This is a genomic window from Streptomyces iranensis (genome assembly GCF_017874715.1).
Lineage (GTDB): Bacteria > Actinomycetota > Actinomycetes > Streptomycetales > Streptomycetaceae > Streptomyces > Streptomyces iranensis.
Map to the genome: position 1 here is coordinate 217505 of NZ_JAGGLR010000008.1, position 26089 is coordinate 243593.

At 70.1% G+C, this 26089-nt stretch carries 30 protein-coding genes and 3 pseudogenes; 23 read left to right on the top strand and 10 right to left on the bottom strand.

Translation table 11 applies throughout. The features are described from left to right. The first annotated feature begins 27 nt into the window (after positions 1-27). Complete coding sequence (locus J2Z30_RS16395) at positions 28-495, top strand: hypothetical protein (RefSeq protein ID WP_209468697.1); 468 nt, start codon at positions 28-30, stop codon at positions 493-495. Between the two features lie 38 nt (positions 496-533). Here J2Z30_RS16395 and J2Z30_RS16400 read toward each other — a convergent pair whose 3' ends face one another. The 3 genes from J2Z30_RS16400 to J2Z30_RS16410 form a co-directional block, all read right to left on the bottom strand. Further along, on the bottom strand, positions 534-1232 hold the full coding sequence (locus J2Z30_RS16400; protein ID WP_044571310.1) for a response regulator transcription factor: 699 nt from the start codon (positions 1230-1232) through the stop codon (positions 534-536). Continuing rightward, the gene (locus J2Z30_RS16405; RefSeq protein WP_044571309.1) at positions 1229-2344 is read right to left on the bottom strand and encodes a sensor histidine kinase; all 1116 of its coding nucleotides are present in this window, start codon (positions 2342-2344) and stop codon (positions 1229-1231) included. Before J2Z30_RS16405 ends, J2Z30_RS16400 begins: the two co-directional genes overlap by 4 nt. An 86-nt stretch (positions 2345-2430) precedes the next feature. Then, the gene (locus J2Z30_RS16410; protein WP_044571307.1) at positions 2431-2979 is read right to left on the bottom strand and encodes a hypothetical protein; all 549 of its coding nucleotides are present in this window, start codon (positions 2977-2979) and stop codon (positions 2431-2433) included. Positions 2980-3195: 216 nt separating this feature from the next. Here J2Z30_RS16410 and J2Z30_RS16415 point away from each other — a divergent pair. Then, positions 3196-3468 (top strand): annotated as a pseudogene (locus J2Z30_RS16415) (transposase); the annotation flags it as partial. Here the strand turns inward: J2Z30_RS16415 and J2Z30_RS52120 are convergent. Beyond that, positions 3440-3691, bottom strand: coding sequence for a transposase (locus J2Z30_RS52120; RefSeq protein WP_052701417.1), 252 nt, complete (start codon positions 3689-3691; stop codon positions 3440-3442). The pseudogene J2Z30_RS16415 and the gene J2Z30_RS52120 sit on opposite strands and share 29 nt — an antisense overlap. Positions 3692-4027: 336 nt before the next feature. Between J2Z30_RS52120 and J2Z30_RS16425 the strand changes: the two are divergent. The 5 genes and pseudogenes from J2Z30_RS16425 (at position 4028) to J2Z30_RS16440 (ending at position 7083) form a co-directional block, all read left to right on the top strand. Next, a pseudogene (locus J2Z30_RS16425) lies at positions 4028-5120 on the top strand (helix-turn-helix domain-containing protein). Between the two features lie 155 nt (positions 5121-5275). Continuing rightward, positions 5276-5635, top strand: coding sequence for a hypothetical protein (locus J2Z30_RS16430; RefSeq protein WP_245388056.1), 360 nt, complete (start codon positions 5276-5278; stop codon positions 5633-5635). Next, entirely contained in the window at positions 5632-5817 is a 186-nt protein-coding gene (locus J2Z30_RS16435) for a hypothetical protein (RefSeq protein ID WP_044571295.1), read from the top strand. Before J2Z30_RS16430 ends, J2Z30_RS16435 begins: the two co-directional genes overlap by 4 nt. A gap of 132 nt (positions 5818-5949) precedes the next feature. After that, the gene (locus J2Z30_RS52250) at positions 5950-6318 is read left to right on the top strand and encodes a glycine-rich domain-containing protein (RefSeq protein ID WP_505011426.1); all 369 of its coding nucleotides are present in this window, start codon (positions 5950-5952) and stop codon (positions 6316-6318) included. Positions 6319-6378: 60 nt separating this feature from the next. Further along, complete coding sequence (locus tag J2Z30_RS16440; RefSeq protein ID WP_044571292.1) at positions 6379-7083, top strand: class I SAM-dependent methyltransferase; 705 nt, start codon at positions 6379-6381, stop codon at positions 7081-7083. Between the two features lie 38 nt (positions 7084-7121). Here J2Z30_RS16440 and J2Z30_RS16445 read toward each other — a convergent pair whose 3' ends face one another. Further along, positions 7122-8177, bottom strand: a complete 1056-nt coding sequence (locus J2Z30_RS16445) for a hypothetical protein (protein ID WP_044571290.1) — start codon at positions 8175-8177, stop codon at positions 7122-7124. A gap of 152 nt (positions 8178-8329) precedes the next feature. Beyond that, complete coding sequence (locus tag J2Z30_RS16450) at positions 8330-8800, bottom strand: ArsI/CadI family heavy metal resistance metalloenzyme (RefSeq protein ID WP_044571287.1); 471 nt, start codon at positions 8798-8800, stop codon at positions 8330-8332. Positions 8801-8880: 80 nt separating this feature from the next. Here J2Z30_RS16450 and J2Z30_RS16455 point away from each other — a divergent pair, with 80 nt between their 5' ends. The 5 genes from J2Z30_RS16455 (at position 8881) to J2Z30_RS16475 (ending at position 12845) form a co-directional block, all read left to right on the top strand. Beyond that, positions 8881-9282 (top strand): ArsR/SmtB family transcription factor, encoded by a 402-nt coding sequence (locus J2Z30_RS16455; protein WP_044571284.1) that lies wholly within the window; start codon positions 8881-8883, stop codon positions 9280-9282. Continuing rightward, positions 9282-10403: an ACR3 family arsenite efflux transporter gene (gene arsB / locus J2Z30_RS16460; RefSeq protein ID WP_044571282.1), complete on the top strand. Its 1122-nt coding sequence runs from the start codon at positions 9282-9284 to the stop codon at positions 10401-10403. Before J2Z30_RS16455 ends, arsB begins: the two co-directional genes overlap by 1 nt. Then, positions 10396-10824: an arsenate reductase ArsC gene (locus J2Z30_RS16465; protein WP_044571278.1), complete on the top strand. Its 429-nt coding sequence runs from the start codon at positions 10396-10398 to the stop codon at positions 10822-10824. Before arsB ends, J2Z30_RS16465 begins: the two co-directional genes overlap by 8 nt. Further along, a complete protein-coding gene (locus J2Z30_RS16470; RefSeq protein WP_044571277.1) occupies positions 10821-11330 on the top strand; it encodes a GNAT family N-acetyltransferase in 510 nt (169 codons plus the stop codon). Before J2Z30_RS16465 ends, J2Z30_RS16470 begins: the two co-directional genes overlap by 4 nt. A 264-nt stretch (positions 11331-11594) precedes the next feature. Continuing rightward, positions 11595-12845, top strand: a complete 1251-nt coding sequence (locus tag J2Z30_RS16475; RefSeq protein ID WP_209468699.1) for a helix-turn-helix domain-containing protein — start codon at positions 11595-11597, stop codon at positions 12843-12845. A 472-nt stretch (positions 12846-13317) separates the two neighbouring features. Here J2Z30_RS16475 and J2Z30_RS51360 read toward each other — a convergent pair whose 3' ends face one another. Both J2Z30_RS51360 and J2Z30_RS16485 read right to left on the bottom strand, forming a co-directional pair. Further along, positions 13318-13608 carry a CPCC family cysteine-rich protein gene (locus tag J2Z30_RS51360; RefSeq protein ID WP_107073315.1) on the bottom strand — a complete coding sequence of 97 codons (291 nt, stop codon included), beginning with the start codon at positions 13606-13608 and terminating at the stop codon, positions 13318-13320. 350 nt (positions 13609-13958) lie between these two features. Then, complete coding sequence (locus J2Z30_RS16485) at positions 13959-14744, bottom strand: MBL fold metallo-hydrolase (RefSeq protein ID WP_078956715.1); 786 nt, start codon at positions 14742-14744, stop codon at positions 13959-13961. Positions 14745-14826: 82 nt separating this feature from the next. Here J2Z30_RS16485 and J2Z30_RS16490 point away from each other — a divergent pair, with 82 nt between their 5' ends. From J2Z30_RS16490 to J2Z30_RS50945, 9 genes are all read left to right on the top strand, one after another. Further along, a complete protein-coding gene (locus J2Z30_RS16490; protein WP_209468700.1) occupies positions 14827-15432 on the top strand; it encodes a CGNR zinc finger domain-containing protein in 606 nt (201 codons plus the stop codon). Between the two features lie 302 nt (positions 15433-15734). Continuing rightward, a complete protein-coding gene (locus tag J2Z30_RS16495) occupies positions 15735-16397 on the top strand; it encodes a TetR/AcrR family transcriptional regulator (RefSeq protein WP_044571275.1) in 663 nt (220 codons plus the stop codon). A gap of 147 nt (positions 16398-16544) precedes the next feature. Further along, on the top strand, positions 16545-17246 hold the full coding sequence (locus J2Z30_RS16500) for a DUF3159 domain-containing protein (RefSeq protein ID WP_078956713.1): 702 nt from the start codon (positions 16545-16547) through the stop codon (positions 17244-17246). Between the two features lie 33 nt (positions 17247-17279). Continuing rightward, entirely contained in the window at positions 17280-17933 is a 654-nt protein-coding gene (locus J2Z30_RS16505; RefSeq protein WP_044571273.1) for a GOLPH3/VPS74 family protein, read from the top strand. A gap of 92 nt (positions 17934-18025) precedes the next feature. Then, positions 18026-19264, top strand: coding sequence for a phthiocerol/phthiodiolone dimycocerosyl transferase family protein (locus J2Z30_RS16510; RefSeq protein WP_044581546.1), 1239 nt, complete (start codon positions 18026-18028; stop codon positions 19262-19264). A gap of 31 nt (positions 19265-19295) precedes the next feature. Then, on the top strand, positions 19296-19862 hold the full coding sequence (locus J2Z30_RS50940; protein ID WP_308279940.1) for an AfsR/SARP family transcriptional regulator: 567 nt from the start codon (positions 19296-19298) through the stop codon (positions 19860-19862). Next, a complete protein-coding gene (locus J2Z30_RS49640; RefSeq protein ID WP_308279941.1) occupies positions 19859-21289 on the top strand; it encodes a BTAD domain-containing putative transcriptional regulator in 1431 nt (476 codons plus the stop codon). The genes J2Z30_RS50940 and J2Z30_RS49640 overlap by 4 nt, the downstream gene beginning before the upstream one ends. Before the next feature lie 65 nt (positions 21290-21354). Further along, entirely contained in the window at positions 21355-22188 is an 834-nt protein-coding gene (locus J2Z30_RS49645) for a tetratricopeptide repeat protein (RefSeq protein ID WP_308279942.1), read from the top strand. Between the two features lie 456 nt (positions 22189-22644). Further along, positions 22645-23553, top strand: a complete 909-nt coding sequence (locus J2Z30_RS50945; RefSeq protein ID WP_063790913.1) for a sigma-70 family RNA polymerase sigma factor — start codon at positions 22645-22647, stop codon at positions 23551-23553. Here J2Z30_RS50945 and J2Z30_RS16525 read toward each other — a convergent pair. Then, positions 23517-24194 carry a DUF4232 domain-containing protein gene (locus tag J2Z30_RS16525; RefSeq protein WP_044571272.1) on the bottom strand — a complete coding sequence of 226 codons (678 nt, stop codon included), beginning with the start codon at positions 24192-24194 and terminating at the stop codon, positions 23517-23519. The genes J2Z30_RS50945 and J2Z30_RS16525 overlap by 37 nt on opposite strands. Positions 24195-24564: 370 nt before the next feature. On the opposite strand from J2Z30_RS16525, the gene J2Z30_RS16530 reads away from it, so the two are divergent. Together J2Z30_RS16530 and J2Z30_RS52125 are read left to right on the top strand one after the other, a co-directional pair. Next, a complete protein-coding gene (locus tag J2Z30_RS16530) occupies positions 24565-25011 on the top strand; it encodes a hypothetical protein (protein ID WP_044571270.1) in 447 nt (148 codons plus the stop codon). Positions 25012-25074: 63 nt separating this feature from the next. Then, positions 25075-25245: pseudogene (locus tag J2Z30_RS52125) on the top strand (CocE/NonD family hydrolase); the annotation flags it as partial. A gap of 160 nt (positions 25246-25405) precedes the next feature. Here J2Z30_RS52125 and J2Z30_RS16535 read toward each other — a convergent pair. Beyond that, positions 25406-26002, bottom strand: coding sequence for a TetR/AcrR family transcriptional regulator (locus tag J2Z30_RS16535; protein ID WP_044571267.1), 597 nt, complete (start codon positions 26000-26002; stop codon positions 25406-25408). Between the last annotated feature and the right edge of the window lie 87 nt (positions 26003-26089).

The following is a 26089-nucleotide window of genomic DNA, read 5'->3' on the forward strand; positions in this document are numbered from 1 at the left end:
GATCGTCGGATCGGCAAGGAGTCTTGCATGGTCCGCGGACCGCATGAAGTATCCCGGGGCATCCCCTCCTGGATCCGGCGCCTGCCCGAAAAGGGTGGCTGGCCCATAACCGTGTTCCTGCTGACCGGGATCGGCGCCACGCTGCTGGTGGAGCTCGCGATAGGGCCGGCCGACCGCGTCGTCCAGGTGTCCGTGGTCGCGGTTCTGGTCGCGGCCATGATCTGCACCGTGCGGCAGACCCTCGTGGTGGCTCTCGCCTGCACGGCCGTGCCGGCCGTGGACTCCTCACCCACTCGACCCGCCCCGGCGACCTCCCCCGGGTGCTCATGGCGGCCCTGCCGCCCCTGGCCCTGTGCGTCGTGCTGGGCCTCATCAACGGTCCGACCGACGCTCGATACTGTCGGTGTGGCTGCTGGTGGCGGCGCTTGGCTGGTTCTCGGCGAGGACGCTCGGACGAACATGCCGCGCCTCGTCCGGCGGCCGGCCACCGGCTGAACGCACGGACGGCCTGACCGCCCGAACCGGGGCCCGGGTCATGCCAGGCCGGCCGTAATGGCACGGCGGACGGCGTCGGCGCGGTCCTGGATACCGGCTTTGGCGAACAGGTTGTTGATGTGGGTCTTGACCGTGGCCTCGCTGATGAAGAGTTTCTCGGCGATGGCCTGGTTGGGCAGGCCCTGGCCGATCAGGGTGAGCACCTCGCGTTCGCGGCGGGTGAGGTCCGGGGGGAGCGGCTGCGCGTCGGCCGGCGGGCGCGTGCGGACGGTGGCCAGGAGGCGGTTCTGCACCTCTTGGTCGAGTACGGACTGTCCCGCGGCTGCGGCCCGGATCGCGCGGACGATGTCCTGGCGCCCAGCGTTCTTCGTCAGATAGCCGCGGGCGCCGGCGCTCAGGGCGGCCAGGATCGAGTCGTCGTCGGCGAAGGTGGTCAGCACGACCACGGCCGTTCCCGGGTGATCCTCGCTCAGCCGGCGGGTGGCCTCGGTGCCGTCCATGACAGGCATGCGCAGGTCCATCAGGACGACGTCGACCGGTGTGGCGGCCACGGCGGCGAGCACCTCGGTACCGTCCGCGGCGGCGGCCACGACGTCGATGTCCTCGGTCATGTCGAGCACCGCGGCCAAGGGCTCGCGGACGGTGGCCTGGTCGTCGGCGACGATCACCTTCAGCGAGCGCTCGGTCAGCGGGGCCTGCGGGTTCCGTGGCTCCTGGGCCGGTTCGTTCGTCGTCATCCTCGGATCACTGCCTCCACCTGCCAGCCGCCCCGGTCCGGTCCCCCGGTGAGCGGACCCGCGGTGAGGGTGCCGCCCAGCAGGGCGACGCGTTCGCGCATTCCTATCAGTCCCATGCCGCTGCCGACACCCGCGGTCGCCTCGCCGGTCGCGGGCCCGTTGCGGACGGCAAGGCTGGTCGAGGCGGCGTCGAACGCCAGCTCCACCGCGATCTCGGCCCCGGGAGCGTGCCGGGCCGCGTTGGTCAGCGCCTCCTGCGCGATGCGCAGCACATTCTGGGTGACCTGTGCCGGCAGCTCTCGGACGGCCCCGGTGACGGTGAGCACCTCGCGGTGGCCGGACGACTCGATCATGGCGGTCAGGCTCTCGAGCAGCGGAAGGGAGTCCTCGCGCAGCGCGTGCACGGTCCACTGGGCCTGCTTCAGGCTCTCCCTGACAAGGCTCTGCGCCTTGTTGTGCGCCGCGCGGACCTTCTCCAGGTCGCCGGTGTCCATCAAGGCGTCCGCCAGCTCCAGGTGCATGTTGATCCCGGCCAGTGAGTGCGCCAGCACATCGTGGACGTCGCGGGCGATGCGGCCGCGTTCGGTGAGCACGGCCGTTCGCGCCTCGGCCCGCTCGGCGGACTCGGCGGCCTGGAGCCTCGCCTCCGCTGCCTGTTGCCTGCTGCGGCCCAGGATTCCGGCCACGACCGGGATGCCGGTGCTGAGGCCGAAGGTCCAGGTGAGCACCTGGTGATCGGGGCCGACGTAGAAATAGAAAACAGCGCCGCACAGCAGACTGGACAGGGCCGCGACCGCCAGGGCTGGCTTGAGGGCGAGGCGGTAGCCGGCGTGGCCGACGAGGAAGTAGGCGAAGAGGTAGCCGGAGCCGCTGTTGCTCACCTCCAACAGGCCGGCGGACGCCACGGCACCGGCGGTCAGCCAGACCAGCGCGGCCCGGCGTGGGAAGGCGGGCGGCAGGTGTCTGGCCAGCAGGGCAACGGAGTTGACCACCAGCAGGGCGACCACGGCCAGGCCGCGGCCGCTGACGCCCACCGGCCGGACGGTGATGACCGCGATGGCGATGATCAGCAGGGTGACGGCCCACTGGAGAGAGGCGTCGTGCCGGAGCACGACCCGAGGGCCGGGCTTCCGTTCGGAAGCCGGCCCGCCGGCTGGGGGATTGTCGGAAGCGGGCACGGCGCGACGATAACCCGCACTCAGACCGTCCGGTCCGCGGCGACCGCCGCGACCCGTCCGTCCACGGCCGGCTGCCGCTGCTCCCGGGTGGCCATGCGGCCGCGGAGAAATATGGTGCCCAGCCGCGTGACCACCTCGGTGAGTGCCATCAGCACGAACGCGGCCACCCACGCGTCCCCCGTGGTGATCCGGTGGGCCAGGCTGAAGCGGGCCACGTCGTCGGCGCCGCCGTGGTCGACCCACAGCTGGAAGCCCATCCGCGCCCCCATGCCCAGCACCCACAGGGTCGCGGAGACCGCCCCCGCCTTGATGAAGAGATGCGCGCCGACCTTGCGTATACGGGTGTAGACGCCGCCCGCGACGCCGAGGGCCGCGCCAACGGCGACGAGCGCGCCGATCAGCACCAGGTCGTTGCCGGCCGTGGGCACGGTGTTCAGGTAGCTGTGCGCGACGAAGGCCACGATCCCCAGGGGGATCACGTACGACTTGGCGTCGAGGCGGCCCTCCCGCAGCTGTCGGAAGACGACGAGGAGGAGGGCGATGTCGGTGATCCATTCAGTCGTTGTCATGCCTCAAGCCTGCTGGCGCGGACCCGTACGCGCCTGGACCCACGGGTGGAACTATGGGTGGAGTCCGGTCAGCCGGTGATCTCCCGGACTCACGGGAGCAGCAGTCGTTCCAGAGGGACGACGAGGTGGAGGAGCAGCACGCTCATGATGCTGAGCAGGGCCATCGCCGCGAAGGCGAGAGGGGTGTCGGCGCTGCCGCCCGAGGCGACGATCACATGGCCGAGCCCGCACTTCGCCATCAACACCGCCTGGCTGGAGTTGTCCCTGACCGCCCTCGGCCTGCTCGCCTGGATGCGCACTCTGCTGCTGCTAGGCGAACTGGCCACCGCCGAGCCGAAGAAGCTCCGCTACCGGCTGCTCCACGCAGCTGCCCGCATCACCCGAGGCGGTCGCCGCCTGCAGCTGCGGATCTCCGCGACCTGGCCCCGGCGAAACGAGCTGACCAGTGCATTCGCCCGCCTCACGGCTCTGCCACGGCCGGCTGCCTGAACCGCGCCACCGCCCCTGACCACCCACGACCCGAGAAACCCTGGAGAACCCGACCCGCGCGTCGGGCCCGCACCTGGCAGCGCAGGATCTCCTGGATTTGCTGGTCGAGGCCGTCCTGGCGCCACAGGGTGAAGTAGTAGAACACCGCCGACCAGGCCGGGAAATCGTGCGGCAGGAGCCGCCACCGACAGCCGGTCGGGTTCCGGTGGAGCAGCGCGTTCACGACCTCCCGCAGATCACAGGAGCCCGGGTTCCCGGTCGCCGATGCTTCCACCCGGTGACCAGCGGTTCGATTAACGCCCACTGCTTGTCGGTCAAGTCGGTTGCATACGGCATCCGTTCCATGCCCCTTGACGCGCTCAGATCCTGCGGCCTGCTGGAGGGTGATGAGCCTGTCGGGGAGCTTTAGGCGGTAGACCATAAGCCGGTCGTCAGCCCGACCTACCTGGGACGTGGGCTGGGTGACGGCTCTCGCCGCGTTGGGGAGTGAACCGCCTCACACGGCAACGGCCCTGCCCGTACCCTGGCAGTGACGAGCTGGACAGAGAGGGGCAAGGCCATGTCATCTGACGCTACCCCGGACCCGCTTGACCACCCGCTGGTCTTCGGCCAGCGGATGCAAGTCCTCCGTACCCGCCGGGGCATGAGCCGTACCGTCCTCGCCGGTCTCCTCGGCAAGTCCCCGAGTTGGGTGAAGCGGGTGGAGTACGGCGCTCTCCGCGCTCCCGCACTCCCCATGATCTTGCGCATCGCCGAGGTGCTGCGCGTCCGCGACCTTTCCGAGCTCACCGGCGATCAGACCATGCCCGTCGACCTCTTCATCGGCCCGGGTCACGCCAAGCTGCCCGCGGTACGAGCCGCGATCGAAGCGTTCCCCTTCACCGCCGACCGCGAAGCGCCGTCGCCCGCGCACCTGGGCGCGCGCCTCCAAAGCGCCTGGTCCGCCCGCCACTCCGCACCCAACCACCGCGAAGTGATCGGCGGCCTCCTGCCGGCCCTCATCCGGGATGCGCGACTCGCCGTACGCCAGGCCGATCGCGCCCCCGAACGGCGGGCAGCTCAAGCGGTCCTCGCCGAGGTCTACAGCCTCAGCCAGTTCTTCATCGCCTACCAGCCCGACTCCGCGCCACCTCACCCCGCTACTGCCGGATGCGCCGGACACCGTACGCGCGATCACCGGCGCCCTGCAGTTCGAGGCCGGATACACCGCGGCCCGCCGCGGTGATACCGGCGCAGCCTGGGGCTACTGGGACACCGCCCGCGAGATGGCCGAGCGGCTGCCTGCCGACTACTACCACCCCATGACCTCGTTCTCCCGAGGCATCATGGGCGCGCACGCGGTCACGGTCGCCGTCGAGCTGCACGCGGGCGGGGAGTCCGTACGGCAGGCCGCGAAGGCGGACGCCAAGACGATTCCCTCACGGCCGAGGCGAGCCCGGCACCGGATCGAGGAGGCTCGCGGCTATCACCTGGACGGGCAACCGGAGACCGCGCTGGCGACGCTGGACAAGGCGTACGAGGCCGCGCCGGAGACGATCCGCTACAACGGCTATGCGCGCCGGATCACCTTGGAAGAGACCGAGTCGAAGTCTCCGGTGCATCGCCGTCGCGCCGCCGAACTGGCAGTGAGGATCGGCGTATTGGCTGCCTGAACCAAGGTTCGAGGGGCAGAATCTCTGCCCCTCCTGCGTCCCCGGCGCTCATACGGTCGGTCAGCACCTGATCATCGATGACGCCGGGGGACCCCGTGCAGACCAGCAGCCGTAAAGCAGAGCGATGGACACCCCCACGCGGGGACAACGTAGAGATGGTCGAGGTCGGCCCCCACTGGGATGCCGTGCGCGCTCCCGTGGACATCGGTGAGCGAGCACTGGAGTTACTTGGCGGGGCGACCGGTGCCGTCATCGCCGACTACGCACAGATGTACTGGCTGATCCCGCCGGGGAGCGCCCAGTACTGGCGACGCCTCCCGACGGTCCAGGCACTCGGGGCAGCCTCGACCTCGTACGTTGGTGTGCCTCCCATCGGCCACACCACCGGGCCGGTACTGCACTGGCGCGTCCCGTTCGGGCCAGACCGGTACCTCACCGACAGCCCCTTGTTACGCGGGGCCTTGGCCCAAGCGGTCGCCGCCGAGCTCGGCCCTGACCGGAAGGTCGGCCGGTGACCACCACCCAACTCCGCGGCCCGCTGGGCCCGGCCGCCGCGAACGAGTGGCGCGCAGCTCTGGAGCACGCCGCGGGCTGCCTGGCCTGCCGGGCCCCCGGCGCCAGGTGCGAGACCGGGGAGCGACTGCTCAGCGCTTACGAGAGCGCTGCGCGGCAGGCCCGGTCGGAGGAGGGCCAATGAGGCACCGACGCCGGGCCCCCGCCGAACGAGCGGAGCTGTTCGCCTTCCGCGCCACCCGGCTGGGCCCGCTGCCCAGCGCGAGCTCCGCGCTGCGGGCGCGCCGCTCTCCTCGACCGGCTCGCCACACGCATCGTGAAGGATCACGACGTCGCGCTGCCACTCGCCGAGCGGATCGCCGCCCAGACCGCGGCGTTTCTCGCGGCCTGCGCCAATAACACCGGCCGACCGTTAACGCCCAGCAAGGCCGTCGACATCGGCTGGCACACCTTCCTTCTCCACACCCGCGACTACGCGGACTTCTGCCAGCGCGTTGCGGGACACTTCATCCACCACGTCCCCACGAACCCGGCGGAGGGCGGGCGCGGCGCGGCGGCGCACCCTCGATGCCATCGCGGCCACCGGGTACGCGGTGGACGCCGACCTCTGGCCCGAAGCGACCGACTGCAGCCAGTGCCACGCGGGCTGCTCCGACAGCCCCAACAGCGGAAAGGGTTGACGTAAGCACCCCGTCGGCCGCCCGGCACCGCCGCCGGGCGGTCGGCCCACAGGAACGGAGGGCGCATGACGGAGACCGCCTGGGACACCTACGCGCGGCAGAAGCCCCAGCGGCGGCCCGTGAACGCAGCCGGGGAGACGACGTGGTTCAACTGGACGCAGTACCCCGACCACGGACCCGGTGCGGAGGTCCTCGGTGTGAACCGCGGCTCGGCGGTCCTGGAGCTCGGCTGTGGGAAGGGCGGCAACCTCGCGCACGTCGCGACACTCGGCGCGCGGGCCGTGGGCGTGGACCTGTCCCTGGCCCAGCTCAGGGCCGCCGAAGCCCGATGGGCTGACACCGCTGAGTTGGAGCTGCACCAGGCGGACGCCCTCGACTTCCTGGCCCACTGCACGGACACCTTCGACGCGGTGTTCTCCGCCTTCGGCGCGGTGTGGTTCACCGCCCCTGCCCGACTGCTGTCGGCGATTCGTGAGCGCCTCCGTCCGGGCGGCGTGCTCGCCTTCTCCCAGCGCCCGCCTGTCGAGGGCTGCTACGGCTGCCAGGCGTCGTACATCACCAGGTCCGAGGACGAGGACCCGCTGGTGGTGAAGCGCTGGGACTACGAACCACCGCGCTGGACGCAGATCCTGTGCGCGCACGGGTTCACGGGAGCGACCGCACGGCTGTTGCCCCCGCCGGTCGGCCCCCGGAAGATCGGCACCCTGCTGGTCCGCGCCACGAGGGGCGCTGTGACTCGGACGGGCGCGCGGAGGGGCGGGACCCAGTGAGTTGGGTCCCGCCCTTCGGGGTCATCGTGGTGGGCGGCTCACTCGGGGTCCTTGATGTCGTCGCCCGGCAGGAGCTGCTGCGTGGGGGGCGGGTCAATGGTCCCGGTGGGGTTGGTGCAGCCGGAGACGCTGCCTTCGGGGGCGCAGTTGTCCGGGATGTTGTCGATGACCTTGGTGTTGGTGAGCGTGACCTGACCGGCCTGGTTGTCGATGCCGCCGCCGGCGGTGATCGCCGTGTTACGGGTGATCAGGCTGTCGACCAGTGTGGCGGTGGCGGTGCCGAAGGTGGTGGAGAGGTTTGAGAGGCCCGCGCCTCTCACGGCGATGTTGTCCCTGAGGGTGGTCGACTTCAGGTTCAGGGTGGAGGCGTTCACGTTGCGGATGCCGCCACCCTCGATGCCGGTGTTGCCCCGGACCGATACCGACTCCAGGGACGCGGTGCCCAGTTGGTTCTCAAAACCGCCACCATTGCTGGTGACCGCCCGATTCTTGAGCAGGGAGCCGCCCTTCATCGTCGTCGTGCCGTTACCGGTGTTGAGGACTCCGCCGCCGAAGCTGGCCGCGCGGTTGCGCTCGAAGGTGGTGCGCTCCAGGTTGAGCTGCCCACCGTCGTTGGAGACGCCACCACCGGTGACCGCGAAATTGTCCTTGAAGGCGGTGTCGTTCAGGTTCAGCGTGCCCTGTTCGTTCGCCGCGCCGCCGCCGAAGCTGCTGCTGAGGCCGCCGCTGACGGTGAGCGACTTCAGGGTGAGCGTGCCACCGGATACGACGTGGAAGATGCGGAAGCTTTCCGTGGCGTCCGGGTCGCGTCGGATGGTGGAGCCGTTGCCGGAGATAGTTACGTCCCCGGTGATCTCCGGGAGTCCGTCGTCGGGGTTGTCGGGTGTGGTCAGTGTGTAGGTGCAGTGGGACGCGAGGGCGATGCGGGCACCGCTGGTGTTGGCCTCGTTGATCGCGGTCACCAGGCCGGGGATGTCGTCGCACCCCACTCGGATGTCTTCGGCGGCACTGGCCGACCCGATCGGCAGGACCGCCAGGGAGAGTCCCGCACCGACCGCGGCGGTCATGGCGCCGGACCGCAGTATGTACTTCATCGCTACGCCTTCCTCAGCGCTGGAGTGAAGCGGCGCATCACGGGCACCAGCGGCCATGCTGGTCAACCGGGATGGCAAGATGACGTTTCATTTGTAACTACAGGTGATCGCGCCCTCACCTGGTGTGCCGCCAAACGGGTCCGGGCCTTGCCTCAGTGTTCGCTGTGCGTCGCTGTTTTGAGCGCCTCCGTCGGGGTGGGTTCACCGGCGCGGCATGTGTCGGCGGTGTCGAGTGCCGGGCTCTTGCCCATCTGGTCGGCGTCGCCCTTGACGACGTAGACCTCCCAGGGCTCCTTGCCGGGGCCGTGGACCCAGACCTTGTCCTGGAGGGCGTAGCAGCAGGAGGTGTCGTTCTCCTCGAAGGTGGCGAGCCCCGCGTCCTTGAGGCGGTCGGTGGCGGCGGTGACCTGGTCGGTGGAGGCGACCTCGACGCCGAGGTGGTCCAGCCGGGTCTCCTGGGTCGCCTCGCCTTCGATCAGGACGAGCTTCAGCGGCGGCTCGGTGATCGCGAAGTTGGCGTATCCGGGGCGGCGCTTGGCGGGCTCGACGCCGAAGAGCTTGGAGTAGAACGCCACCGAAGCGTCCAGGTCGGGCACGTTCAGGGCGAGCTGCAGGCGGGACATGGCGAGGTCTCCCATCAGGTTGTATCGATGTTCTTCGATTCAAGATTGCGCCTTGGATCGAAAAACGTCAACATAGAAGAATGTCGAAACAAGAGCTTGCGGTGCTCGGCCAGGACGGCGTCGACGGCTGCTGCCCGGGATTGCTGACCGCTCCGCTGGACGAGGCACAGTCCGTTGAGCTGGCAAAGGTGTTCAAGGCGCTGGGCGATCCGATCCGGCTGCGGCTGCTGTCGATGATCGCTTCCCGGGCCGGAGGCGAAGTGTGCGTCTGTGACCTCACCCCGGCCTTCGACCTTTCGCAGCCGACGATCTCCCACCACCTGAAGCTGCTGCGGCAGGCCGGGCTGATCGACTGCGAGCGCCGTGGCACGTGGGTCTACTACTGGCTGCTGCCGGAGATGACCGACCGGCTCGCGGGTATCCTCACCCGCCCCGCCGGGCAGCCTCTGCCCGAGCCCGCCGGGACGGCGGGGGACGCCTGATGGCCGCCGACCCCACGGCGTCCTCGGCTGCTCAGGTTGCCACGCGCCTGACGTTCGTGGATCGTTTCCTCGCGGTGTGGATCCTGCTGGCGATGGCGGCCGGCCTCGGCCTGGGGCGGCTCGTCCCCGGCCTGGGTGACGCCCTGGCGAAGGTGACCGTCACCGGCGTCTCCCTGCCCATCGCGCTGGGCCTGCTGGTGATGATGTATCCGGTGCTGGCCAAGGTCCGCTATGACCGCCTCGACACGGTCACCCGGGATCGGCGCCTTCTGGTGCCCTCGCTCGTGCTGAACTGGGTCCTGGGCCCGGCGGTCATGTTCGCGCTCGCCTGGCTGCTCCTGCCAGATCTGCCGGAGTACCGGTCGGGCCTGATCATCGTCGGCCTGGCCCGGTGTATCGCCATGGTCATCATCTGGAACGACCTGGCCTGCGGCGACCGCGAAGCGGCCGCCGTCCTCGTCGCTCTGAACTCTGTCTTCCAGGTGATCGCCTTCTCCGCGCTCGGCTGGTTCTACCTCACCGTGCTGCCCGGCTGGCTCGGCCTGGAACGGACCGATCTCGAAATCAGCGTGTGGGAGATCGCCCGCAGTGTGCTGATCTTCCTCGGCGTCCCCCTGGTGGCGGGCTTCCTCACCCGCCGCCTCGGCGAGAGGGCCAGGGGCCGGGCCTGGTACGAGACGAAGCTCATCCCGCGCATCGGCCCGTTCGCCCTGTACGGGCTGCTGTTCACGATCGTCGTCCTGTTCGCCCTCCAAGGCGACGCGATCACCTCACAGCCGATGGACGTGACGCGGATCGCGCTGCCGCTGCTGGTCTACTTCGCCGTGATGTGGGCCGGGTCCATGGCCCTGGGCAAGGCCGTGGGCCTGGACTATCCGCGCTCCACGACACTGGCGTTCACCGCCGCGGGCAACAACTTCGAACTCGCCATCGCCGTCGCCATCGCCACCTTCGGCGCCTCCTCCGGGCAGGCCCTGGCCGGAGTCGTCGGCCCGCTCATCGAGGTCCCCGTACTGATCGGCCTCGTCCACGTGGCCCTGGCCGCCCGCCGCCACTTCCCCCAGCCCGCCCCCACGACGGCCGGGCACGCGCCCACCCAGGAAGGTTCCGCCCGTGTCTGACCCCCAGAGCCCCGAGAAGCCGTCCGTGCTGTTCGTCTGCGTCCACAACGCGGGCCGTTCCCAGATGGCCGCAGCCTTCCTCTCCGACCTCGCGGGCGACCGCGTCGAAGTCCGCTCCGCCGGCTCGGCACCCGCCGAGCACGTCAACCCCGCCGTGGTGGAAGCCATGGCGGAAGTCGGCGTCGACATCGCGGCGGAGATCCCGAAGGTGCTGACCGCCGAAGCCGTGCAGGCCTCGGACGTGGTCATCACCATGGGCTGCGGCGACGCCTGCCCCTACTTCCCCGGCAAGGCCTACCTGGACTGGAAGCTCGACGATCCGGCCGGGCGAGGTGTCGCGGCGGTACGGCCGATCCGTGACGAGATCCGGGCCCGCGTTCATGGCCTCGTCAGCGAACTCACCGCTGGAGGCCGCGGATGACCCCGCACGCCGGGACGATCCGCATCACCGGCCTGACGGCCGAGCACGCCGATGAGGTCCTGGCGATCTACCAGCTCGGCATCGACGAAGGAAACGCCACCTTCGAGACCGCCGCACCCCGCTGGGAAGCCTTCGACACCGCCAAACTCCCGGACCACCGGCACGTCGCGGTGGACCACGACGGACGCGTGCTCGGCTGGGTCGCCGCCACGAAGGTGTCCGACCGCTGCGCGTACGCCGGTGTTGTCGAGCACTCCGTCTACGTCCACCCCGCCGCGCGCGGCCGAGGGGTGGGGCTCGCTCTTCTGGACGCGCTGATCGCCACCACGGAAGCGGCAGGCATCTGGACCATCCAGTCCGGCCTCTTTCCCGAGAACACCGCCAGCCTCGCTCTGCACCAGCGCGCGGGCTTCCGCGTCATCGGCACCCGCGAACGCATCGGCTGCCACCATGGCGTATGGCGTGACGTCGTCCTCATCGAGCGCCGGAGCGCGCGGATTTCCTGACCCGAAGCCAGATGCCGCCTTCGAGTCCGCTCTTCCCGCGGCCGAGGAGCGCGGGCGCGATGCAGGCGACGTACGGCCGCTCATCGACCGTGTGCCACTCGTCCGTGCCGACCAGCCCGCTGATGTGCATGGGCCCTCCGGGCAGATCAGGTTCTGGGCAGCTCAGTCGCGTGCGGCAGCGACTGCCTGGGAGTGAACCGCCGCACCGGCAACGGCCCTGCCCATACCCTGGCAGTGACGAGCTGGACAGAGAGGGGCAAGGCCATGTCATCTGACGCTACCCCGGACCCGCTTGACCACCCGCTGGTCTTCGGCCAGCGGATGCAAGTCCTCCGTACCCGCCGGGGCATGAGCCGTACCGTCCTCGCCGGTCTCCTCGGCAAGTCCCCGAGTTGGGTGAAGCAGGTGGAGAACGGCACTCTCCGCACTCCCGCACTCCCCATGATCTTGCGCATCGCCGAGGTGCTGCGCGTCCGCGACCTTTCCGAGCTCACCGGCGATCAGACCATGCCCGTCGACCTCTTCATCGGCCCGGGTCACGCCAAGCTGCCCGCGGTACGAGCCGCGATCGAAGCGTTCCCCTTCACCGCCGACCGCGAAGCGCCGTCCCCCGCGCACCTGGGCGCGCGCCTCCAAAGCGCCTGGTCCGCCCGCCACTCCGCACCCAACCACCGCGAAGTGATCGGCGGCCTTCTGCCGGCCCTCATCCGGGATGCGCAACTCGCCGTACGCCAGGCCGATCGCGCCCCCGAACGGCGGGCAGCTCAAGCGGTCCTCGCCGAGGTCTACAGCCTCAGCCAGTTCTTCATCGCCTACCAGCCCGACTCCGCGCTCCTCTGGCGCGTTGCCGAACGCGGCATGGTCGCAGCCCAGGAGAGCGAGGACCCGCACGCCATCGGCATGGCAGCATGGCTCACCGCCCAGGCCCACCGCGACAGCGGCCCCGCCCATTACGACGCGGCCGACGCGGTCACCATGGAGACCCTGCGCCACCTCACCCCGCTACTGCCGGACGCGCCGGACACCGTACGCGCGATCACCGGCGCCCTGCAGTTCGAGGCCGGATACACCGCGGCCCGCCGCGGTGACACCGGCGCAGCCTGGGGCTACTGGGACACCGCCCGCGAGATGGCCGAGCGGCTGCCTGCCGACTACTACCACCCCATGACCTCGTTCTCCCGAGGCATCATGGGCGCGCACGCGGTCACAGTCGCCGTCGAGCTGCACGCGGGCGGGGAGTCCGTACGGCAGGCGGCGAAGGCGGACGCCAAGACGATTCCCTCACGGCCGAGGCGAGCCCGGCACCGGATCGAGGAGGCTCGCGGCTACCACCTGGACGGGCAACCGGAGACCGCGCTGGCGACGCTGGACAAGGCGTACGAGGCCGCGCCGGAGACGATCCGCTACAACGGCTATGCGCGCCGGATCATCTTGGAAGAGACCGAGTCGAAGTCTCCGGTGCATCGCCGTCGCGCCGCCGAACTGGCAGTGCGGATCGGCGTATTGGCTGCCTGACGCAGTACCCCGACCACGGACCCGGTGCGGAGGTCCTCGGTCTGAGCCGTGGCTCGGCGGTCCTGGAGCTCGGCTGTGGGAAGGGCGGCAACCTCGCGCACGTCGCGACACTCGGAGCGCGGGCCGTGGGCGTGGACCTGTCCCTGGCCGGCGCGGTGTGGTTCACCGACCCTGCCCGACTGCTGTCGGTGATTCGTGAGCGCCTCCGTCCGGGCGGCGTGCTCGCCTTCTCCCAGCGCCCGCCTGTCGAGGGCTGCTACGGCTGTCAGGCGAGATCCTGCGCGAGCACGGGTTCACCGGAGCGACCGCGCAAGTGCTGCCCGCGCCAGTCGGCCCCCGGAAGGTCGGCACCCTGCTGATCCGCGCCACGAGGGGCCCTGCGACTCTCTGACCTGCTGCGCGGTAGGTGCGTGCCCCGGGCGGGGCCCCAACCTGCGACACCGTCTGGCGCCGTCGATGTCAGCCGGTGATGTCATTTCGAAGGGCGCTCGTGCGGCAGAGCGTCGCGTACGAACTGAGTACGCCGCTCGTCAGAGGCTCCCATGGCGTGGAAGTTCCGTCGTGCTTCGGTGAGGCTCAGCCCGCGGTTGGGGCCACCTCGAACCTCGTCAGCGTCGTGATCGTCCTGCCCGTCGTCCTCCCAGAAGCAGACGGGACAGATCTCGTAGTTGCCGCGCTCGTCGAGCGTCACGAATCCGCAGCAGGGACAGGAGTAGGGACCGTTCTCGGCCTTCCCACGGATGTTGACGAACGGAGTGACCACGACGGCATCTTGCCTTGCTGCGCCGCCGAGCGCGACACCGCGACACCATGGATACGAACTACGGTGCGCCCGGTCCTCGACGCGCTCGTGCGAGGTCACCAGCTCAGCGAGTAGTCGGACGGCGCCCAGAAGGGCGGCGCGCAGAAGGGCGGGACCCGGTGAGTGGGTCCCGCTCTTCTCGGTCATCGTGTGGGCGGCTTGCCCGGGGTCTTTGGGGCGGTCGACTTCAGATTCAGGGTGGAGGCGTGCGCGTTGCGGATGCCGCCACCGTCGTTGACGACTCCGCCGCCGAAGCCCGTTGCGGTGTTCGCCCGCTGCCCGTGGAGACGTGGGTGTCTCTGCCGGACGGCTCAGGCCTGTCGGCCCCAGTCCAGGCGGTCGGCCAGGCCGGCGGCGGTGAAGGCGGCTTCCAGTTCGTCGCGGCCCTCGGTGAAGTGGGCCCAGCTGTCGTAGTGGACCGGAACGACGCGGCGGGTGCCGAGGATCTGGGTGGCCTCGGCGGCCTGGGCGCTGTCCAGGACGATCAGTGCGCCGTCGAAGAGCATGGGGATGCGGGGGGCTCCGGCGAAGAGGATGGCGGTGTCCACCGGGGCGAACCGCCCGGCGATCTGCTCGACCGCGTCGAGCGAGGCGTTGTCGCCGCTGACGTAGACCGTGGGCAGGCCCGCCCCGGTGAGGATGAAGCCGACGACCTGGCCGGTGACCGGTTCGATCTCCGCGTGTGTCCCGGGTCCATGGATGGCGGGCACGCCGGTCACGGTCACGGTGCCGCCGTGGGGGCGCTTCAGCTCGATGGACTCCCAGTCGGCCAGGCCCTTGGCCTTCTCTCCGAGGCGTTGTCCGCCACCGGGGGTGGTGAGGGTGAGCGGGACGTCGGCGAGCAGGGCCCGGCCGGAGGTGTCGAGGTTGTCGGGGTGTTCGTCGTGCGAGAGCAGGACCACGTCGATGGGGCCGAGATCGGCCGGGGTGGCGGTGGAGGGGGCGGTCTTGGTCAAGGTGCGGCCGGGCCGCCCGTAGTCGCCGGGGTCGTCGAAGGTCGGGTCGGTCAGGAACCGCAGGCCGCCGTACTCGAAAAGGGCGGTCGGGCCGCCGAGGGTCCGGACCGGGAACTGGCCGGTTGCGTGGAGAGCGGTCACGAGAAACAACACCTCACGGATGTAATCGATTGAACCGTGAGGTGACTGTAGGCACTTCTCACGGATACATGCAAGCCGTACCATGAGAGTCATGAAGGAGTCCGTGATGGAAGAACCGGCCCTGCCGCCCGCGACGGGCGAGGAAGAGCACCTCTCCCTTGCCCTCGCCAACAGCGCCATTGCCATGGCCGGCGGGCGTACGGCCGATCTCCTGGGGACTCCCGCGCAGGTCAACCACTGGCTGACGGAGCGCGGTCTCGCCCCGGTCGACGCCGGCATGATGGAAATGTGCGCGACGCAGGTGCGCTCGCTCCGCGAACAGGTCAGGTCGCTGTTCGCCTCCCGCGCCGCAGGGCTCCCCGCCCTCCCCGCCGCTGTCACGGCCATCAACGACGCGATGACCCGCGTTCCCACGGCCCCGCTTCTGCGATGGGACGACAAGACCGGTCCCTACCGCACAACTCCCCACCCCACCACCGAGATCGTCGACCACGCTCTGGCAGCCGTCGCCGCCGACGCGGCCGACCTCCTCACCGGCCCGGACGCCGAACGCCTCACCGCGTGCGGCTCCACCCCCTGCAACCGCTACCTGCTCCGCCACGGCCGCCGCCACTGGTGCTCCACCCGCTGCGGCGACCGCGCCCGCGCCGCCCGCGCCTACGCCCGCCGCACCCAGTCCGGGACGTGAGTCTCGGCGGCGTCCTTCGCTGTCGGCGCCCGGGGTTCTGACGGGTCGTCGCTGGCCGGAGGGACCTTGTGGGGGCTGTCCCTCCTGCGAGCCACACGCGGGTGACCGCCGTGTGGGGACGACTCCAGGACGTGAGATACGTAGCGTTCGAGGCGGCCGCGACGATGATTCGGGCTTGCCCGGCGGCCCCGGGAAGCTCAAGTCGACGGCCGAACCGAGTGGTTTTGGGACCTCGCGTCTTGCCTTGATGGTCACTTAGTGACATTCTGTCGTTCGGAGACACCGAGAGGAGAGGAGGTGCCATGGCCACGACGCAGAGGCGCGACGGAGGGGGGATGAGTGAGCGGCGGCGTGCGCGATTGCGGCTGGAGATCTCTCGGGAGGCGGCGCGTCTGTTCTGGGAGCAGGGAGTGACCGCCACGAGCGGCGATCAGATCGCGGAGGCCGTGGGCCTGTCCACGCGCACCATCTGGCGGCACTTCCGCAGTAAGGAGAGCTGTGCCGAGCCGATCGTCATGCAGGGCGTCGTCACCCTGATCAGCGTGTTGCGCGGCTGGCCCCGGCGGAGCTCCCTCGAGGACCATCTGGCCACGGAACTGGGCAGGTTCCGTCACGAGGAGCCGCCCGTCGATCGTGCCGACGAGATGCTCGGGATGAAGATGATCCGGCTCGCCGACACCGAGCCGGCGCTCCGCACGGCGTGGCTGATGGCCTGCGATCAGACGGAACGAGAGCTGTGCGCGATCATCGCCGACTGTCTTGAGCGCCCGGCCGGTGATCTGGAGGTGCGGCAGCACGCGGCGGCCGCCGCCGCGGTCGTGCGGGTCGTCGAAGAGCACATCGGCGCCGTCGTCCTCGCCGGCGCGGACGCCACGGAGTTCACCGACGTGGTGGCCGTCTCCCGGCGTTTCGCCCATGCGATCCGCACGGCCACCGGCGGAGTCGTCGGCGACGCCGTCGCCTGACGTCCACCTCGCGGCCGGCCGTTTCCTCGCCCGCCATCCGCGCGGCCGGGGATGCACCGAGCGGCCGGTGTCCCAGGAGCACCAGCCTCCGTAAGCCGGTGCGGACGCAGCAGTACAGACCAATGCCTACCTGGTGAGTGATCTCGTATGACTGAACCTCAGCCCCTACGCCGAGCCGACCCGGCGCCCGGTCCGCACGCGCCGGGCAGGCCCCCGGGAGGCCAGGCGAAGCAGACGCCGCTGGAGCAGATGGGCGGTACCACGGGCCTGGTGTACATGATGCTGCCGGTCGCGGCCTTCGTGCTCGCCAACGCCTCCTACGGGCTGACCGCCGCCATCTGCACCGCCGTCGGCGTCTCCCTGGCCATCTCCGTGCTGCGCCTGGTGCGCAAGGAATCGATTCAGCCCGCGCTCTCCGGCCTGTTCGGCGTCGCCGTCGCCTCGTTCGTCGCCTGGAAGACGGGATCGGCCAAGGGCTTCTTCCTGACGGGCATCTGGAGCAACCTCGCACTCGGCGTGCTCTTCCTGCTCTCGGTCCTCGTACGCCGCCCGCTGGCCGGAATCGTCTGGGGCTCGCTCAACGGCACCGGCACCGCCTGGCTCAAGGACAAGCCCTCGCGCCACTACTACGACATCGCCACCCTCACCCTGGTGGGCGTCTTCGCCGCCCGGGTCGCCGTACAGCAGTGGCTCTACGAGAAGGACGCCACCGGCTGGCTCGCCGTCACCAAGATCGCGATGGGCTACCCCCTGCTCGCCCTGGCCTTCCTGGTCGTGCTGTGGGCGGGCCGCCGCTCGGGCAAGCGACTCAAGACCCTGGCCGGACCGCGACCCGCACGATCGGCCTGACCGACGACCCCTGTTGGAGCCCTGAGGAGAGAAATGGACCAGTCCCTGCCCCAGAGCCTGTTCCTGCTCTGCTACACCGTGGACAAGGAGAAGTTCGAACTCACCAATCTCCAGGGCCGCGGCCAGCTGCTGCGCGCCGCGGCACTGACCGTGCTGACCCTCGACGGGCTGCTCAGCGCCGCGGGAAAGAAGGTCGTCCGGCTGCCCGCCGAGCCGCCGAGCGACCCCTTCTTGGCCGAGGTATGGCGCGACGTACCCGCGGAGAAGCCCAAGAGCTGGCTTCCGCTCGTCCACAACAAGGCGCACACCGCCGAAAAGCCCATCCGCGAGCAGCTTGCCGCGACGGGTGTGGTCACGGTCCGGCACGAGAGGCGGCTGGGGCTGCTCGCCGTCGACCGGGTCTCCGTCAACGATCCGCGGCGGGTGCTCGCCCTCCAGGAGAGGGTGCGCGCCGCCGTGCTCCGCGGGTCCGATCCGGCAGCGGTCCCGATGGAGGAGCTGACCATGGCCGTGTTCGCGGTCGAGGCCGAGGTGACCAGTGTGTTCTCCGGTAAGGAACGCCGTGAGCACGAGCAGGCGCTCAAGGCCCTCGCCGCACGTTTCGACGACGCCGTGCCCGGTCTGCGCAAGGCGCTGCGCGACTCGTACCTGTCGAGCAGGGACGTCGGAGGCGGCTGGGGCGCATGAGCACCGATCACATGCCGGAGCGGGACGGCAGCTCCCGCACCGTGACCCGAGCCGTCCGGCATCCACGGCGAGAAGGAGCCGCGAGGGTGACGATGAGCCAAGGCCGCGTCGTTCGACCGCTGGGTGCGTTCGAGCGGACCATCGACTTCTATACGTACCGCAATCCGGTCCAGTTCTCCCTGGTCGCCGAGATGGACCGCCCAGTGCCGGCGAGTGAGTTGGCTTCGGCGATGGCCACGCTCCAGGAGCGGCATCCGTTGCTCGGGGCGGCGGTTGACCGCACCGCGCCCGGGGCCGTGTACCGGGCATCCGAAGGCACGATCCCGCTCGAGACAGCCGCCGACGGCACTCCATGGCAAGCCATCGCCGCCGTCGAGCAGACGCGGCCGATCCCCCCGGCGCCGGGGCCCCTGGCACGCGCCGTGCTCGTCCCACAGGAGCCGGGCTGCGCCATAGTGCTCACCTTCGCGCACCAGATCACCGACGGTGTCGGCGGTCTGCGGGCGCTGCTGGACCTGGTGGCGGCCCTGTGCGGTGAGGAGTCGACGCCGCCGGGCAGGGTTCCCCGAACCCAGGAGGATCTCCTCGCCCACGTCGGCGGGACGGCGGACGGCGACGACGCCGCGGCCGGTATGCCGGTGGTGGATGACGAGCGGATGAGTGCCATCGGCGAGCTCACGCCGTTCTCCGGGCGTACACCGCACGTCGAGACCCTCGCTCTGGACCGGGGACTGACCACGCGTCTTGTTCGCCGCTGCCGCCAGGAGCGCACATCCGTGCACGCCGCGCTCTGCGCCGCCGCCACGGTGGTACTCCACCGGCGAGGACGCGAGTTCGTGCGGGTTCTGACCCCGGTGGACCTGCGGCGTGCGGTCGGACTGCCCGACGAGGTGGTGAACCGGTTCGCGGGCGCCCGGACGGGAAGCGCCGCGCACGATGCGAAGGACTTCTGGACGCTCTCCCGCCGTACCAGCGCGTCGATTGCCCTTCAGCGCACACCGGCCGCGCTGAAGGGCGGTTCCGCGGCTCTCGCCCAGAATGCCCCATCGAGCGCCGGTGACGCCGAGGCCATGATGGCCGCCGCCACCGCGGCCGACATCCAGATCACCAACCTCGGGGTGGCGTACCCGAGTCGGCCGAGCCCGAGCGGGCTCTCCGCTCTGTGGGGCCCCGCACAGATCACTCAGTTGCGAGGCGAGCACATTCTCGGTGTCGTCACGGTCGGCGGGCGGCTACGGATGACAGAGCTCACCCACGATCCCGTCCCCGGGCTCGTCCCGGAGATGGGCGCCGTACTGGCCGACGCATGCGCCGAAACACCACACGGATGAGCGTGTCCAGGCCACCACGCGGACCGATGCCGTGAACGCGACCCGTGCGGATTCCTTGTGCTTCGCGGTGCTGGGGCCGGTCAGGGCCTGGCGTGGCGCACATGAGCTGGATCTGGGCTCGCCGCAGCAGCGCGTGGTGCTGGCCGCGTTGCTGCTGCGGCGCGGGCGGCCGGTCACGGTCGCCGAACTGGCGGACGCCGTATGGGGCGATGAGCCGCCGCCGGCGGCCGTGTCCGTGCTGCGCACCTATGCGTCACGGTTGCGCAAGGTGCTGGAGCCGGGGCGGGACGCCGGTGAGCCCCCGCGGGTGGTGGTCTCGGCCGCGGACGGATATCTGGCGCGGGTACCGGAAGGTTCGGTGGATCTGGGTGTGTTCGAGCGGCGGGTCGCCGAGGCGAAGAAGCTGCGGGCGACCGGTGCGATGTCGGCCGCCGCGGGTTTGCTGCGGGCCGCGCTCGACGGGTGGGAGGGGACACCGCTGGCCGGTCTTCCCGGTCCACTGGCCGAGGCCGAACGTTCCCGGCTGGCGGAGGAGCGGCTGGCCGGCTGGAGACCCGTCTGGACACCGAGGTCCGGCTCGGGCGTCACAGTGAGGTGATCGCCGAATTGGCCGCGCTGACCGGTGAGCATCCGCTGCGGGAGCCGCTGTGCCGGCTTCTCATGCTGGCGCTGTACCGGTCCGGGCGGCAGGCCGAGGCGCTGGCGGTCTACCGCAGGACGCGCAGCACTTTGGTGGCCGAACTGGGCATCAACCCCAGTACGTCACTGCAGGAGCTCCACGGCCGCATCCTGACCGCCGACCCCACACTGGACCCCACTTCCCCGGAGACGGGGGCCGAGCCGTGGGTGTCACTGGCCGCCGGGCATCTGGCCCGCCCCACACAGCTACCCGTCGACCTGGCCGCCTTCACCGGCCGTCAAGCCGAACTGCGGCGGATCCAGGCGCTGCTGCCCGGCGACGGGACGCCTCCGGCCACGGTGCTGATCAGCGCGATCGGCGGTATGGCGGGCGTCGGCAAGACCACTCTGGCCGTGCGTCTGGCCCACCGGCTCGCCCACCGCTACCCCGACGGACAGCTGTACATCAATCTGCGAGGCTTCGACCCGACCGGCCCGGCCATGCCACGCGGGGAGGCCATCCGCGTCTTCCTCGACGCGCTCGGCGTCCCCTCGCAGCGGATACCCGCCCACCTCGACGTCCAGGCCGCGCTGTACCGCAGCCTGCTCGCCAACCGGCGGATGCTCCTCCTCCTCGACAACGCCCGCGACACCGAACAGGTCCGCCCCCTGCTCCCGGCCTCACCCGGCTGCCTGGCCATCGTCACCAGCCGCGACCAGCTCACCGGCCTGATCGTCCACGAGGGGGCGCATCCGCTGACGCTGAACCCGCTGACGCGGGCCGAGGCTCATGACTTCCTGGTGCGCCGCGTCGGCGCCGCACGCCTGGCGGCGGAACCCGAGGCGACGGACGAGATCATCACACGCTGCGCCCGGCTGCCCCTGGCCCTCGCCGTCATCGCTGCCCGCGCCACCGCCCATCCCGGATTCCCGCTCGAAGCCATCGCCAAGGAGCTGCGCGACAGCCGGGGCAGCCTTGACGCGTTCGCCGGGGGCGAGCCCGCCTCGGACGTACGAGCCGTCTTCTCCTCGTCGTACGAGGCTCTGTCCGCTCCGGCCGCCCGGCTGTTCCACCTGCTGGACCTCCACCACGGCCCGGACATCTCCGCACCCGCCACTGCCGCCCTCGCCGGGCTTCCCCTCCGCGAGGCCCGCGGCCTCTCGCGGAACTCAGCCGCGCCCATCTGCTCACCGAGCACTCACCGGGCCGCTACACCCTGCACGACCTGCTGCGTGCCTACGCCGCCGAACGCATCGCCACCGAGGAGACACCACAAGAACGGGACCGGGCCACCGAACGGCTCCTGTGCTGGTACCTGCACACCGCCGACGCCGCCTGCCCCCACCTCGCCCCCCACCGCTGCCGGGTCCCTCTCCCATCACCACCTCCCGGCTGCCACCCCCTGACCTTCACCACCCATGACGAAGCCCTCACATGGTGCGAGGCCGAACGCCCCAACCTCGTCGCCGCGGTGCACCAGGCCGCCACATCCCCCCGGCCCCGCCTCGCCTGGCAACTCGCCGCCGCCCTGTGGGGATTCTTCTATCTGCGCGCCCATCTGCACGACTGGCTCGACACCACTCGGACCGCACTCGACACCGCCCGCGACACCCACGACCGGGTGGGCGAGGCATGGAGCCTCAACGACACGGCTGTCGCACTGACCATGACCCACCGCTTCGACGAGGCCATCGACCACCTGAGACAGGCGATGACCCTCTGCCGGGAACTCGGGGACACCCCCGGCAGGTCCAAGGCCATGGGCAACCTGGGCAACACGTATCTTCAGCTCGGCCGGCTCGACAAGGCCGCCGAATACCTCCGCCGCTCACTCGTCCTGGACCAGGCGCACGGCAGCGCCTGGGGAGAGGGCCTCGCCCTGGCCAAGCTGGGCGACATCTACCAGCGGCTCGGCCGCTTCGACGAGGCCATGGACCATCTGAAGCGATCGCTGACCGTCCTGCGCGCCAGCGGCAACCGCTGGGGCGAAGGCGTCACGCTCGACATCCTCGGCACCATCCACCACCGGCTCCACCGCCACGACGACGCGATCCGGCACTACCGCCAGGCCCTCCGAGCACTCCGGGACGTCGGCAACCGCTGGAACGAGGGCGAAACCCTCGGCCACCTCGGCGACACCCTCCTGGCCGCGGGCGACCCGGAAGCCGCCCGCGCCAGATGGCGACAGGCCCTCGCGGCCTTCGAGGAGCTCGACCATCCCGACACCGAGGAGATCCGGGGGAGGCTCCGCCGCTTGGACGAACGCAGGCCGGACGCTGACGCTCAGCGCGGAATGTCTTCTTGAAAGAGAAGACCCGCGTAATGCCATCTCTCTATTTGGTCCATGAGTTCCGCATGAATGCTGATCACGCTTGAATCCCAAACAACAGAGAGCCGATCAGCGGCTGCTCGAGGATCTCCCACGACGGTGTCCTGGGGCCCGACCGTTTTTCCATGGTGAGGAACCTTCCGTAGACGCATGCATGTACCGCTGTCACGAAAAATCTGCCCACTCGGTTCAAAACCGGGGCCGACCGGTCGTCGCCGGTGGCGGTGAGGCGTTTGGGGCGGATTCGCAGGGCAGAAACGCGTTGCCCCGCCGTGCGCGACTTTCCCGGGCGGCGCGAACCGCGGCCCCATCTGTCAATCGAGCGTCAAAGCGATGTGGAACCCCGCTCGTAACACTGCCCCGAATCGGGACCACCGACCTCGGCCCCGAGACCTGCACCCCCGCGGGGTCACGGAACAAGGAAGTGCGAACGTGAGCTGGACCATGATGGGTTCCTCGGGTGCGGTGGGCCCCCGGGAACGCGCGCTGCGCACGCTCTACGACGAGCAGGCAGGCGCTCTGTACGGATACGTGGTGCGTCTGTTAGGAGGCGACCGGCACAGGGCCGAGGACGTGGTGCAGGAGACGCTGCTGCGCTGCTGGCGCACACAGGACCTGGACATCGGCCGGCCGCTGCGGCCGTGGCTGTTCAGAGTGGCCCGCAACCTCGTCATCGACGACTACCGGTCGCGCATGACCCGCCCTCAGGAGATCGGCGCCGGCCCCTGGCTGGACGACGCGCTGACGAGGCCCGACGGCGTGGACCGGCTGCTCTCCTCATTGCTCCTCAAGGAGGCTTTCCGGCAACTGTCCGCCAAGCACCGGGAGGTGCTGTACGAGGCGTACTACTCCGGCAGGTCCACCCGCGAGACGGGCCAGTTGCTCGGCATCCCGCCGGGGACGGTCAAGTCGCGCACGCACCACGCCGTGCGTGCCCTGCGGCTGGCCATGGGCGTCACCGAGAGCGCCGACGCCGAGGTCGGCAGGGAGCCTTCAGGGGCCCGCGAAGCTCAGCGGACAACTTCGGCGAGCCGTCCCACCTCATGGATGTCGGCGAGCGCCGGGATGAAGATGAGTTCGCCGACGCTGAGTTCCGCGTTGCGCAGGATCCGTACGCAGGCATCGTCGTCCCAGTCGTGGAGCACGAATTTCAGCAGGTCAGATCGCCGGACGGCACCTGATCGAAGAAGTCGCCGCCTCGAAGAATCGGAAGCGGTCATCACGGAGCGGGCCGGTGGCCCGTGGCCCGTGGGGGTGCTTCCACCCGGTCGGGAGGGAGCACCCCCGCGGGCATGGTGCGGGCTTTACTGCAGCACCTCTTCGACGGTGTTGTTCCAGTAGGAGACAGTGGAGTTGTCGCTGATGGCGAGGCCGGCTTCGCCGGGGGCGTTGATCTCGGCGGTCTCGCCCGTGCCCTGCAGGTTCCGGTCGGCCAGCTCGACGGTGAGCTGCTTCTCGCGGTGCATGTTGCCGCCATTGCCCTCCTCCAGGCCGAGCGCGGCGTAGGCGGACTTGCCCGGCTCCAGGGAGATCACGGACTGGGGCTTGCGGCCGCCGGCCGGGATCGAGGACTGGGCGTCCGGGAAGCCCACGAACGGGTAGCCGTACAGGTCGCACCGGGTGCTGCCGTTATTGCTGGCCTTGAGCAGGATGACCGGCGCGCTGCCGCCGGTCTCCTGGAGACTGACGGCGACCTTGCCGACGGTGCACGCGGAGCGCTTGACACCCGAGTCCGCCTCACCAGCTTGCGTGCCCGTGTCGCCGCTGTCCTCCTTGCCGCTCTGCGCACCGCCACTGCCCGCGGAACCCGAGCCGGCCGAGTCCGAGCCCTTCCCCCCGGAGTCCTTCGACGCCCCGGCGGAGGACGAGGAGCCGGCGTCGTCGTCCTTGCCGCTGTCGCTCTGGCAGGCGGTCAGCGAGAACGCGGCGGCGGCGACAGCGACGAGGCCGACGGTACGGACGGTGTGGCGAGCGGTCTTCACGAGGTTCCCCAGGGATATCGGACACGGTCCGGCCGCCCGCTTCCGCAAGGCACCCGGCCGGGGTCACTGGTAAGTACGACCACCGCCACGGCGCCGGTAGGCGGATGGTTCACGGGATTCCGTATGATCCACGTCACCGCCCGTTGCCGGGCGCGCCACGAGTTGGTCCCGGTCGCGCGGCCGGGATCGCTCCGCGCGTCGTCATGGAGCCCCTGGTCCACCCTCTCGGGTGGCAGGCCGGCGGAGATCGCCTACCAGAAGCGCGTGGCCGGCTACCCCGAGTACGAGGTTCCGATCCCGCCCGGCCACAGCAAGGGGACTGACCACCACCAGCATCGCCGCCCTGCCGCACAGGAAGCACGACGCCACGATGGAACCGGAAGAGCGCGCCGAGCTCCGCACCATGTACATCTTCAGCCCGTCGGAAGGGCAGAGCTGGCGTCTGACGTACGAGGGCTTGGAAGCCCTGCTGCGCGAGCGCGACCCCGAGGAGTTCATCCGCGTCGACGACGGCTCCGACGGTCCGGTCAGCGGATCGTCCATGCACTTCGGCATCACCCTGGACGACGAAGAGCTGGAAGGCATGGCCCTGCTCGCCCCCGAGGGAGTCTCGGTCAAGGACTGCACCGTTCACACAGCGGCTGCCTTCGCCATCTGGCTTTCGAACAACGTGGTGCCGACGGGCGTGGCCGTCACCTTCAACACGGAATGGGGCCTGGAGGCCGAATTGCCGGACACCCCAGTCCCGGAGGCAACACGCCCGCGCATCGCGGCCACGTTCATGGAGCACCTCAAGGACACCGGAGAGCTCGACTGAACTCGGAGATGACGGCCTCCCCACTCGACCGGTGAGCCGTTCGGCGGTCCCCGTCCTCGTCTCCGGCCCAACGTGATGGTCAAGCTGCGCGACGTCGCGCCGGACGGCACCGCCGTCACGTTCGACGAGCAGGTCTCCCGACTGGATCGGGACCAGCTGGACCTCAACCTCAAGTCGGCCGACTGGGCCCTGAAGGCCGGACACTCCCTGGCCGTGGAGATCGGCTCCATCCAACGGCCGCTGAGACACGACCAACGCCGATCCGCTGCCCCCGCCGGTCGTCTCGGCCGTCACGCTCAGCGGCGCGCCCTTGGTGTCGAACCACGCCTCGGCCCACGCCTGCTCGCGCTCGACGGCGCCGTACGGTGCGCGGCCGTGACCGGACTGAAGAAGGTCAGTGAGCGGGGCGGGGCAGTACGGCAAGGGCTGTCCAGGCTATGTCGGTCAGCGTCTCCTCGCTCGCTCCGGCCTTGCCCAGCGCTTCAATGCCGCGCAGTACGGCGAGCACTAGCGCAGCCAGCTTTCCCGGATCCGCGTCCGCGGCAATATCGCCATTGCGCTGGCAGGCCGCGATGTCGCCCTCCAGTAGCGCCTGCAGCGCCTCGATGGCCGCACGCGCCCGCTTGGCCACCGTCTCGTCGTGTTCGGCTAGCTCGGCGGCGCCCTTGGCCAACAGACATCCGCGGTGGGCGGTGTCCGCGGCAGTCGCCGCCGCCACCGCGTACACGTGGGCGGACAGCCGCGCGTAGGCGTCCGCGTCGTTGCCGCGCAGCTGCCGGCGCACAGCATCGACGACGGAGCCGCAGTAGTCGTCGAACACGCGGTGGAACAGTTCCTGCTTTCCGCCGAACGCGCCGTACAGGCTGCCTTTGCCGAGCCCCGTTGCCTCGGCAATGTCTTCCATGCGCGTGGCGGCGTACCCACCCGACCAGAACCGCTCCCGGGCAGTGTCCAGTACCTGCTGCTCGTCGAACTTCCGAGGCCGTGCCATGGGAACAGCCTACCCATTCTTGACTGGTTCGTCCATAACGGTTAGCGTTATGGACGAACCAGTCAAGAATTAAGGGGTAGGAGGAAA

Excerpts from the sequence above, each read along its gene's own strand:
- J2Z30_RS16395 (WP_209468697.1), top strand. The coding sequence starts at position 28 with ATGGTCCGCGGACCGCATGAAGTATCCCGGGGCATCCCCTCCTGGATC.
- J2Z30_RS16400 (WP_044571310.1), bottom strand. The coding sequence starts at position 1,232 with ATGACGACGAACGAACCGGCCCAGGAGCCACGGAACCCGCAGGCCCCG.
- J2Z30_RS16410 (WP_044571307.1), bottom strand. The coding sequence starts at position 2,979 with ATGACAACGACTGAATGGATCACCGACATCGCCCTCCTCCTCGTCGTC.
- J2Z30_RS16430 (WP_245388056.1), top strand. The coding sequence starts at position 5,276 with ATGGTCGAGGTCGGCCCCCACTGGGATGCCGTGCGCGCTCCCGTGGAC.
- J2Z30_RS16440 (WP_044571292.1), top strand. The coding sequence starts at position 6,379 with ATGACGGAGACCGCCTGGGACACCTACGCGCGGCAGAAGCCCCAGCGG.
- J2Z30_RS16445 (WP_044571290.1), bottom strand. The coding sequence starts at position 8,177 with ATGAAGTACATACTGCGGTCCGGCGCCATGACCGCCGCGGTCGGTGCG.
- J2Z30_RS16450 (WP_044571287.1), bottom strand. The coding sequence starts at position 8,800 with ATGTCCCGCCTGCAGCTCGCCCTGAACGTGCCCGACCTGGACGCTTCG.
- J2Z30_RS16455 (WP_044571284.1), top strand. The coding sequence starts at position 8,881 with ATGTCGAAACAAGAGCTTGCGGTGCTCGGCCAGGACGGCGTCGACGGC.
- arsB (WP_044571282.1), top strand. The coding sequence starts at position 9,282 with ATGGCCGCCGACCCCACGGCGTCCTCGGCTGCTCAGGTTGCCACGCGC.
- J2Z30_RS16470 (WP_044571277.1), top strand. The coding sequence starts at position 10,821 with ATGACCCCGCACGCCGGGACGATCCGCATCACCGGCCTGACGGCCGAG.
- J2Z30_RS16475 (WP_209468699.1), top strand. The coding sequence starts at position 11,595 with ATGTCATCTGACGCTACCCCGGACCCGCTTGACCACCCGCTGGTCTTC.
- J2Z30_RS16490 (WP_209468700.1), top strand. The coding sequence starts at position 14,827 with ATGAGAGTCATGAAGGAGTCCGTGATGGAAGAACCGGCCCTGCCGCCC.
- J2Z30_RS16495 (WP_044571275.1), top strand. The coding sequence starts at position 15,735 with ATGGCCACGACGCAGAGGCGCGACGGAGGGGGGATGAGTGAGCGGCGG.
- J2Z30_RS16500 (WP_078956713.1), top strand. The coding sequence starts at position 16,545 with ATGACTGAACCTCAGCCCCTACGCCGAGCCGACCCGGCGCCCGGTCCG.
- J2Z30_RS16505 (WP_044571273.1), top strand. The coding sequence starts at position 17,280 with ATGGACCAGTCCCTGCCCCAGAGCCTGTTCCTGCTCTGCTACACCGTG.
- J2Z30_RS16510 (WP_044581546.1), top strand. The coding sequence starts at position 18,026 with ATGAGCCAAGGCCGCGTCGTTCGACCGCTGGGTGCGTTCGAGCGGACC.
- J2Z30_RS16530 (WP_044571270.1), top strand. The coding sequence starts at position 24,565 with ATGGAACCGGAAGAGCGCGCCGAGCTCCGCACCATGTACATCTTCAGC.
- J2Z30_RS16535 (WP_044571267.1), bottom strand. The coding sequence starts at position 26,002 with ATGGCACGGCCTCGGAAGTTCGACGAGCAGCAGGTACTGGACACTGCC.